An 8,295-nucleotide genomic window follows, 5' to 3' on the forward strand; every position below is an offset into this window, starting at 1 on the left:
CCCGTCCGCGCGCGCCACCCGGAGCGTCGCCGATCCATCGGCGCTCCTCGATCGGAAGGCGGACGGCCGGGTCCCGAACCCTGACCGGATGGTGGCCGAATCCGCGCTCCTGCCTGCCATTGCGGCTGGCCTGCCGGTCCTCGACCTGCGCCTGCCGGCCCCGCTCTGCACGGGCGACGAGACCCGGATCCAGGCCTACGCCGCCCGGATCAGCGGAAGCGTCGGCCTGAAGCCCGGCGACGATCTCAACCTGTTCGAGCCGGACGGAACCCCGCGCGCCAACCTCGCGCCGGTGATGCTGGCGATGTCGGCGGTGGAACTCGGCACCCTCCGGGCCGGTCCCGACCTCGTCGCCGGGGCGATCGCCCGGCTGCGCCCGCTCGCACCGGCCGCTGGGGGCACCCCGCCGTAACGACAAGCCTTGCGGTTCGGCCCGCGCCGCGCCACCTCTGCGGCGCGACCTCCACCCCGTCCGTTCCCCTCACGACGAGCCAGCCCGTGCCCCTGACCGACCTTGCCGCGCGCGCTGGCTCGGCCGTCAAAGCCTTCGCCGAGGCCTCGCACGACCTGTTGATCCAGCCGACCCTTCGGCTTGGGGTCACCGGGCTCGCGCGCTCGGGCAAGACCGTGTTCACCACGGCACTGATCCACCATCTCGTGGAGACCCACGCCCTGCCGGCCTTTGCGCCAGCGCAGGAGGGCCGCCTGCGCCGCGCCAAGCTGGTGCCGCAGCCCGACGACGACGTGCCGCGCTTTCCCTTCGAGGAGCATTTCGGGACATTGACCGAGGCGCGGCGCTGGCCGCGCTCGACCGACCGGATCAGCCAGTTCCGCCTGGAGATCGCCTACGAGCGCGCCGCCGGCTGGCGCACCGGACCGGCGACCCTGATGCTCGACGTGGTCGATTATCCCGGCGAATGGCTCCTCGACCTTGCGCTGATCGAGACGAGCTACACGGCGTGGTCGCGGGCGACGATCAACGGCACCCGGCGGCCGGGCCGCGCGGCGGTGGCGGCCCCCTGGCTCGACGCACTCAACGGGTTCGACCCGAACGGCCCCCTCGACGAGATCGCGGCCGAGCGGGCGAGCGATGCGTTCAAGATCTACCTCGAAGGTCTGCGCGCCGGACCGGAATCGGTAGCGACCACGCCTCCGGGACGCTTCCTGATGCCCGGCGATCTCGCGGGCTCCCCCGCGCTGACCTTCGCGCCGCTCGACCGCCTAAGCGAGACGATCGCCCCCGACAGCCTCGCCGGGCTGATGGAGCGGCGTTTCGAGGCCTACAAGAGCAAGGTCGTAACGCCGTTCTTCCGCGATCACTTCCAGCGGGTCGATCGGCAGATCGTGCTGGTGGACGTGCTCTCGGCGGTCGATGCCGGGCCAACCGCCCTGGCGGAGCTGGAAGAGGCGCTGGATGCGGTGCTGCTCAGCCTCAACATCGGCCGCAACACGGTGCTGTCGCGCCTGTTCGCGCCGCGGGCCGACCGGGTCCTGTTCGCCGCCACCAAGGCCGACCATCTCCACCAGACGAGCCACGACCGGCTCGATGCCCTGCTGCGGCTCCTCGTGTCGCGGGCCATGCGGCGGACGGAAGCCGCGGGCGCCCGGGTCGGCACGGTGGCGCTGGCCTCCGTGCGGGCCACCCGCGAAACCACCGTCCACGATGGCGCCGAGACCCTGCGGGCGGTCGCCGGCACCCCGGAGGCCGGCGAGGTGGTGGGCGACGAGGTGTTCGACGGCAACAGCGAGGCCGCGATTTTCCCGGGTGAATTGCCCGCCCGGGCCGAGGCCGTGCTGGAGGGGGCGGTGGAGCCGGGCTCCCTGCGGTTTCCGCGCTTCCGGCCACCGCTGGTCCGCCCCGACGGTCTCGGCCGGCCGGGACACCTGCCGCAGATCCGGCTGGACCGGGCGATGCAGTTCCTGATCGGGGACAAGCTGGCGTGACGATGTCTGTGTGTCTGCGGAGCTCTCAGCCATGACCTCGGGCCAGAAACCCCGCGCCTTCCGGATAACGCCGGAGCCGCCGTCGAACGCGAGCGTGACCACCACGCCCCTCTCGGCGGGGCCGCAGACGCGGATCGTCGAAGAGCCCTTCGAGATCGTCGATGCCGCCGACGGCGTCGCGGTGCCGGTGGCGCCCAAGCGGCGCTCGCCCTGGGGGGCACTGTTCCTGTCGGCGGTCGGCGGCCTCGTCTCCCTCGGGGTCGGGCTCTCGGTCGAGCGGATGATCTCCGACCTGTTCCAGGCCGCGCCGTGGCTCGGCTGGGTGGCGCTCGCGCTGCTGGGCCTCGCCGGGCTGGCGCTGCTCGCCATCGTCGTGCGGGAACTCGCCGGCCTGCGGCGCGAGCGGAAGATCGAGCGCCTGCGCCAATCCGCCCTTGATGCCGTGAGCACCCGCGACCACACTAGAGCGCAGGCGGTGGTGCAGGCACTCTCGGCCTTCTACGCCGACCGCGCCCCCCTCTCGGCGGCCCGCGCCCGGATCGACGCCGCCGCAGACGCGATCCTCGACGTGGACGACCGGATCGGCCTCGCCGAGCACGAATTGCTGTCGGGCCTCGACCGGCAGGCCTGCAACGCCATCGCGGCTTCGGCCAAGCAGGTCTCGGCGGTGACGGCTTTGAGTCCCCGGGCGATCGTGGACGTGGCCTTCGTCGTCTTCGCTGCCGTGCGGCTGCTGCGCCGAATCGCATCGATCTACGGCGGGCGACCGGGTTTCCTCGGCTTCCTGCGGCTGGGGCGTGCCGCGCTTGCGCACCTCACCGTCACCGGTGGGATGGCGGTCGGCGAGAGCGTGATGCAGCAGGTGCTGGGTCTCGGGATCGCGGCCCGCATCTCCGCCAAGCTGGGGGAGGGGGTGCTCAACGGGCTGATGACCGCCCGCTTCGGGCTCGCCGCCCTCAATGTCTGCCGGCCGCTCCCCTTCGTGCGGGAAGCGCCGCCGCGGCTCGCCGACGTCGCCGGGGAGCTGCTGCGCGCGGTCCAAGCGGAACCGAAATAACGTTCCGGGGCGGGCTACTTGGCGCCCGCGGCGCGGCGGTTGGCGATGCGGGTGAACATGTTGCCGGTGTAGTCGGCAACTTTCGGCTTTTCGGCCTCACCGACCTTCGCCTCGAAGGCTTCGATGCGCTTGAGCAGCGCCACGTCGTTGAACAGGGAGCTGTTGAAGTTGGCCTGGGCCCGCTGCCCGAGGGCGGTCTGGACCACCTCGAGTCGTTCCAGAAGCTCTTTGCGCGTCACGATTCTCTCCCGGGGCGGCCTCGGGCCGAAGCACCGCCCGCGGCCCCCACTGAAGGGGGCGGTGGTAAATGGCGCGTTAACGCGGCTCGCGTCTACCGCTGGATCTAGGCCAGAGGCGTTCGCCGTGCAGCACGGCCAGAATTCCGATTGAGGCACCGACGACACGATAGGCAACGATGCAGGGCGTGCGCGGGACGACGCGTTCCCGGGTACCGAGGATTCGCTCCGGACGACCCCGTTGCGGACGCACCGTCATGACTTCGATCGCTTCACCGAAGCGGGCAATGACGCGGTTGCCAGCACGCGGGTCATACTGATCGATATAGGCGTACACCGCTTCCAGATGCTGTAATGAGCGGCGCGTGAAGTTGAGCTCCATCGAGGGCGAAAAGCGGCGGCCGCCTCGTCCGCGCTGGAGATAGCGCCAGCTTCAGCTTCCAGCAAACCAGCTTCGATTCCCGCCCACTGCCGGAAGTCCAACTCAAGGAACGCATCCACCGCATCGTTAAGCAGATCGGCGGGCTGCCTGCGCCGCGCGGGCTCAAGCTTGAGAAACGCCGTTCGGCGGTCGGGATCGCGCTGCACGAATGCAGAAGGATCGAAATCCGATAAAGCAATGGCTCGAGAGTAAGCGCGCATCGGAAAAACCGCATCTCCGAGCACAAATCCGCTTACAACCCCTTCAAGAACCCCGCGAGCCGCATCAACCCCTCGGGCCACGGCCCGTGTCCGCTCGCGACGTTGATGTGGCCGGATTCGCCCGCATCGACCGTCAGCGCACCCCAGGCATGGGCAAAATCGTCGGCCCGGTCGTAGCGGCAATAGGGGTCCGTCCGGCTGGCAACCAGCAGGGAGGGGAAGGGCAGGGGGTCCCGGGGCACCGGCGCAAAGGCGCGCGCCGCAGCGGGCAGGTCCGGCGCCTCCTCCACGTCGGGGACGGAGACCAGCAGGGCGCCGCGCACCACGCCCGCGGGGAACAGCGGCACCGCCTCGACGCTCGCCACCACCCCGAGGCTGTGGGCGATCAGGATCACCGGCCGGGTCGCGGCCGCGACCGCCTCGGCGATCCGCCCGCACCACGCGTCTGGCGTCGGCGCGTGCCAGTCGTCTTGCGCGACCACGCGCGCCGTGGTGAGCCGGCTAGCCCAGCGGGCCTGCCAGTGGTCCTCCTCGGAGCCCCCCAGGCCCGGGACGATGAGGATGTCGCAATCGGCGGTCTTCATGCCGGATTGCCTAAAGCGGTCCGACGGAGGCGTCGAGACCGGTCGTCATTCGGCGGCCATCGATCCGGACTGCTCCAGCGCAGCGATGTGGGCGGCGATCTGCATCGAGGCGCGGTTCTTCGCCTTGGCCTCGATCTCGAAATCCGCCCAGACCAGGTGGCGGGCCACGAGGTCGTTCACCGCCCGGTTCCACATCAGATCGGAATGGGCGGCGAGGTCCCGGACCGCGTGGCCGGCTTCGCGCAGGGCCGGGAAGTCGGGGAGGGCCTCCGGATCCGAATCCGCGATCACGGCCTCGCGCGATACGCTGATATGGGCGATCGGCCGGACCCCGCGCCAGGACTCTTTCACCCGGGCGATACGCGGATCGTCGGGTTCGAGATATTCACCGCCGCTCTGGACCCAATGGTGGTGGAGATCGAGCACCACCGGCGCGATGTCGGCGAGCTGAAGCACGGCCTCGAGGCCGAACACGTTCTCGTCGTTCTCCACGGTGATGAGGTCGCGCGCAACCTGGCTCGCCTTGGGCAGCGTCTCTCGGAACCCCGCGACGCCGGGGTCGCCGGCCCCGACATGGATGTTGATGTGGGCGCCGTGCGGATGCCAGCCGCCGCCGTAGCCCATCCGGTCGAAGATCTCGGCGTGATAATCGAGTTCCGACAGGCCGTTGGCGATGGCCGCCGGGTTCCGGCTCGCCAGCAGGCAGAACGGGCCCGGGTGGAAGCTCAACCGCACCCCGAGCCGGCGCGCCAGCGCCCCGGCTTCGGCAAGCCCGCGATCCACCAGCGTCACCATCTCGGGCTCGGCGTAGATCGGCTGCGCGATCGGGTGGGTGTAGCCCGGCAGGACGTTGCTCGCCATGCGCAGCAGGCGCTCCAACGGCGGCCGGGCGCCGACCCAGGCGATCTGACGGGCCAGCGCGTCGAGGTTGTGGGCGACCAAGCCGGAGAGCTTCGACCGCCGCGCCGCAGGCTCCAGCTTGGCGAGATGGGCCATCGTCACGCTGGTCAGGTTCATGTGGAGCGTGGCCTCCCGCTCCGCCTTGAGGGTGGCGTGCGTGCCGGGCGGCTCGTCCAGAATGAACTTGCAGCAGAAACCGAGGCGGGGCTGATCGACCATAAGACGCACAACGCGCGGAAAGCGCTCGCGTCCCCGCCGGAAGGGCGAAGATCGGCGGAACGGCGGCGGCGCGCCGACGTTTGGCCCCGTGAGCGCGGCAGTTCCGCGCGCACGGCCCGTTCCGACCCATGACCCCGCCGCCCTCACGCTCGACCGGACCCTCTGAGACCGGCTCGATCCTGTGGATCCTGATGCTCGGATCGGCGCTGGTGACCCTGGCGGCGGCCCGGCGGGGTGAGCCGGTGCCCCGTGCAACCGCTGAACCGCCGGCCGATCCCGAGCCCGCCCGCGCGGTGCCCGGGGACAAGGATCCCCGCAGGAACGTGGCCCCCGGCGCGCGCTCGATCTCGGGCCGCGCCGCGCAGCTCACCGTGGCGACCCAGCCCGAGCGCGGCCGCACCGCCGAGACTCCCGCCGAGATGACGCGGGCCGGTTGGAAGGACATCGCGGTCCGGGTCTACCTGGAATTCAACAAGGACCGGGTCCTGGCGGTCGCTGCGGGCGTCACCTTCTACACCTTGCTGTCGCTGTTCCCGGCGATCGCCGCGCTGGTCACCTGCTACGGGCTGTTCGCCGACGTCAACGTCATCAACGACCACCTCGCCCAGCTCCACGCGATGCTGCCCTCGGGGGCCGTCGAGCTGATCGGCGATCAGGTCAAGCGCATCGCCGCCAAGGGCAGCGGCTCGCTCAGCATCACGTTCTTCTCCAGCCTGCTGCTGTCGCTCTGGAGCGCCAACGCCGCCATGAAGGCGATGTTCGACGCGCTGAACGTCGTCTACGAGGAGGAGGAGAAGCGGAACTTCTTCTGGCTGAACCTCCGCTCGCTGACCTTCACGATCGGGGCCCTCCTGTTCATCATCATCGCGCTCAACGTGATCGTGGTTGTGCCGGTGGCGCTGAACTTTTTGGGCCTCGGCTCGACGGCGTGGCTGCTCGCGGCCCTGCGCTGGCCGGCGATCCTGATCGTGCTGCTGGGTGGCCTCTCCGTGCTCTACCGCTTCGGCCCGAGCCGGGAGCACGCCCGCTGGCGCTGGGTCGGCGTAGGAAGCGTCGTGGCGGGCCTGCTCTGGCTCGTCGCCTCGCTGATGTTCTCCTGGTACGTCGCCAATTTCGGGACCTACAACGAGACCTACGGCTCGCTCGGTGCGGTGATCGGCTTCATGACCTGGATCTGGATCTCCTCGACGATCGTGCTGCTCGGCGGCGAGATCAATGCCGAGCTGGAGCATCAGACCGGGCGCGATACCACCACGGGGGCGCCGCTCCCGATCGGCCAGCGGCGGGCCCGGATGGCCGACACCGTGGGTGCGGCGGCCTGACTGTACGGGGCGGGACTGCCGAATACCCCCGTTTGCACCTATATGACGGTGCGACAAGGGAGATCACCATGGCGGACACGTCGACCACCAGCCCGGACACCCGCAGCGACACCGAGTGGCGCGAGTCCCTCACGCCCGAGCAGTACCGGGTTCTGCGCGAGCACGGCACGGAGCGGGCCGGCACGAGTTGCCTGCTCGCCGAGAAGCGCCCCGGCACCTTCACCTGCGCCGGCTGCGGCCAGCCGCTGTTCGAGCAGGGCACCAAGTTCGAGTCCGGCACCGGCTGGCCGAGCTTCTTCGAGCCGATCGACGGAGCCGTGGAGACCACGGTGGATCGCAGCCATTGGATGGTCCGCACCGAGGTGCATTGCGCCCGCTGCGAGGGCCATCTCGGCCACGTCTTCGACGACGGCCCCGCCCCCACCGGCCTGCGCTACTGCATGAACGGCGCCGCCATGAACTTCGAGCCGGCGGACTGAGGCTCCGAGCTTCCTTTAACCTGGGTTGCGAAAGCTGGGCGTAAAATCGGGATAGCGGGGACAGGACGGTCGGCGACCGAGTCTTGTCCACGGATCGGTCTTGATTTCGGCACGTTTTTGCTTAGCGATTTATTCTCTCATGTTGTCGCCGCCCGGAGTTTGGCGACGGAAGCGATCGGGTACGGGTGAATACGGCGTTGCAGCACAGCTTAAACGCCGCACGCCGCCGTTCCATTTGCTTCCGCGTGTCCGGGCCGGCGATCCGAAGGGTGTCCGCCGGATCGGCGCGCCGCCGACCACGCGGAGGGGTATTGAGTTCATGAGCACCGTTCGCCGATTTCTGGTCGCTCCATCGCTGGTCCGTCTGATCCGCAAGGAGCGCGGTGGCGCCCGCATCACCGAGGGGCACTTCGCGGCGCAGGGAGGCCGGTCCTCCTTCGTGCGGGTCGACGGGCAGCAGTGCCAGCTGGTGCTCCTGAACAAGGGGCCCGACGGCGTCCCGGTCGAGGAGCGCACCGACGTGCCGCGCGCCCATGGCGATGCCCTGCTCGACGTGTGCCCCGGCAAGGCCGCCTACGACCGCACCACGCTGACGATCGGCGGGCGCGAGATCGCCATCGACCGCTACGTCACCCCCGGCAGCCTCGATCTGGTCAGCGTCACCTTCGACAACGACGGCGACGCGGCGGGCTTCCAGACGCCGACGTGGTTCGGGCGGGAGGTCAGCAGCGATGCGGCGTTCGAACGCCAGGCGCTGGCGATCCAGGGCGTGCCGGCCCAGGAGGAAGTTCCCCTGAACAATGCGGCGCTCGACGCCGTGCTCGACCTGATCGAACCCCGGTTCGGCTTCGGACGCTACGGCAGCAGCCCCCGATCCTCCGAATCGGACGAAGGCGCGCTCGGCGCGATGCG

The 8,295-nt window shown here is 70.0% G+C and carries 9 protein-coding genes and 2 pseudogenes; 6 read left to right on the plus strand and 5 right to left on the minus strand.

Features of this window, described 5'->3' with window-relative positions:
• The 3 genes and pseudogenes from OXS49_RS31695 to OXS49_RS31705 form a co-directional block, all read left to right on the plus strand.
• Nucleotides 1-412 (plus strand): annotated as a pseudogene (locus tag OXS49_RS31695) (hypothetical protein); the annotation flags it as partial.
• A gap of 86 nt (nt 413-498) precedes the next feature.
• Nucleotides 499-1,944 (plus strand): YcjX family protein, encoded by a 1,446-nt coding sequence (locus tag OXS49_RS31700; RefSeq protein ID WP_243998512.1) that lies wholly within the window; start codon nt 499-501, stop codon nt 1,942-1,944.
• 31 nt (nt 1,945-1,975) lie between these two features.
• Nucleotides 1,976-3,001, plus strand: a complete 1,026-nt coding sequence (locus OXS49_RS31705) for a TIGR01620 family protein (protein WP_267428529.1) — start codon at nt 1,976-1,978, stop codon at nt 2,999-3,001.
• A 14-nt stretch (nt 3,002-3,015) separates the two neighbouring features.
• On the opposite strand, the gene OXS49_RS31710 is transcribed toward OXS49_RS31705, so the two are convergent.
• The 5 genes from OXS49_RS31710 to OXS49_RS31730 form a co-directional block, all read right to left on the minus strand.
• Nucleotides 3,016-3,240, minus strand: a complete 225-nt coding sequence (locus OXS49_RS31710) for a hypothetical protein (protein ID WP_243918539.1) — start codon at nt 3,238-3,240, stop codon at nt 3,016-3,018.
• 76 nt (nt 3,241-3,316) lie between these two features.
• Nucleotides 3,317-3,574 (minus strand): type II toxin-antitoxin system RelE/ParE family toxin, encoded by a 258-nt coding sequence (locus tag OXS49_RS31715; RefSeq protein ID WP_267428531.1) that lies wholly within the window; start codon nt 3,572-3,574, stop codon nt 3,317-3,319.
• Complete coding sequence (locus tag OXS49_RS31720) at nt 3,493-3,879, minus strand: hypothetical protein (RefSeq protein ID WP_267428532.1); 387 nt, start codon at nt 3,877-3,879, stop codon at nt 3,493-3,495. Before OXS49_RS31720 ends, OXS49_RS31715 begins: the two co-directional genes overlap by 82 nt.
• Before the next feature lie 32 nt (nt 3,880-3,911).
• Nucleotides 3,912-4,463 (minus strand): alpha/beta hydrolase, encoded by a 552-nt coding sequence (locus tag OXS49_RS31725; protein WP_243998508.1) that lies wholly within the window; start codon nt 4,461-4,463, stop codon nt 3,912-3,914.
• Between the two features lie 45 nt (nt 4,464-4,508).
• Nucleotides 4,509-5,582, minus strand: coding sequence for a UV damage endonuclease UvsE (locus tag OXS49_RS31730; protein ID WP_267428530.1), 1,074 nt, complete (start codon nt 5,580-5,582; stop codon nt 4,509-4,511).
• 128 nt (nt 5,583-5,710) lie between these two features.
• On the opposite strand from OXS49_RS31730, the gene OXS49_RS31735 reads away from it, so the two are divergent.
• The 3 genes and pseudogenes from OXS49_RS31735 to OXS49_RS31745 form a co-directional block, all read left to right on the plus strand.
• The gene (locus OXS49_RS31735) at nt 5,711-6,904 is read left to right on the plus strand and encodes a YihY/virulence factor BrkB family protein (RefSeq protein ID WP_243998504.1); all 1,194 of its coding nucleotides are present in this window, start codon (nt 5,711-5,713) and stop codon (nt 6,902-6,904) included.
• 68 nt (nt 6,905-6,972) lie between these two features.
• Entirely contained in the window at nt 6,973-7,383 is a 411-nt protein-coding gene (gene msrB, locus OXS49_RS31740) for a peptide-methionine (R)-S-oxide reductase MsrB (protein ID WP_243998502.1), read from the plus strand.
• A gap of 319 nt (nt 7,384-7,702) precedes the next feature.
• Nucleotides 7,703-8,295, plus strand: a pseudogene (locus tag OXS49_RS31745) (hypothetical protein); the annotation flags it as partial.

Origin of the sequence: Methylobacterium sp. GC_Met_2, from assembly GCF_026540795.1 — a bacterium.
Lineage (GTDB): Bacteria > Pseudomonadota > Alphaproteobacteria > Rhizobiales > Beijerinckiaceae > Methylobacterium.

Coding starts and splice junctions, on each gene's coding strand:
- OXS49_RS31705 (WP_267428529.1), top strand. CDS start 1,976: ATGACCTCGGGCCAGAAACCCCGCGCCTTCCGGATAACGCCGGAGCCG.
- OXS49_RS31720 (WP_267428532.1), bottom strand. CDS start 3,879: ATGCGCGCTTACTCTCGAGCCATTGCTTTATCGGATTTCGATCCTTCT.
- OXS49_RS31725 (WP_243998508.1), bottom strand. CDS start 4,463: ATGAAGACCGCCGATTGCGACATCCTCATCGTCCCGGGCCTGGGGGGC.
- OXS49_RS31730 (WP_267428530.1), bottom strand. CDS start 5,582: ATGGTCGATCAGCCCCGCCTCGGTTTCTGCTGCAAGTTCATTCTGGAC.
- OXS49_RS31735 (WP_243998504.1), top strand. CDS start 5,711: ATGACCCCGCCGCCCTCACGCTCGACCGGACCCTCTGAGACCGGCTCG.
- msrB (WP_243998502.1), top strand. CDS start 6,973: ATGGCGGACACGTCGACCACCAGCCCGGACACCCGCAGCGACACCGAG.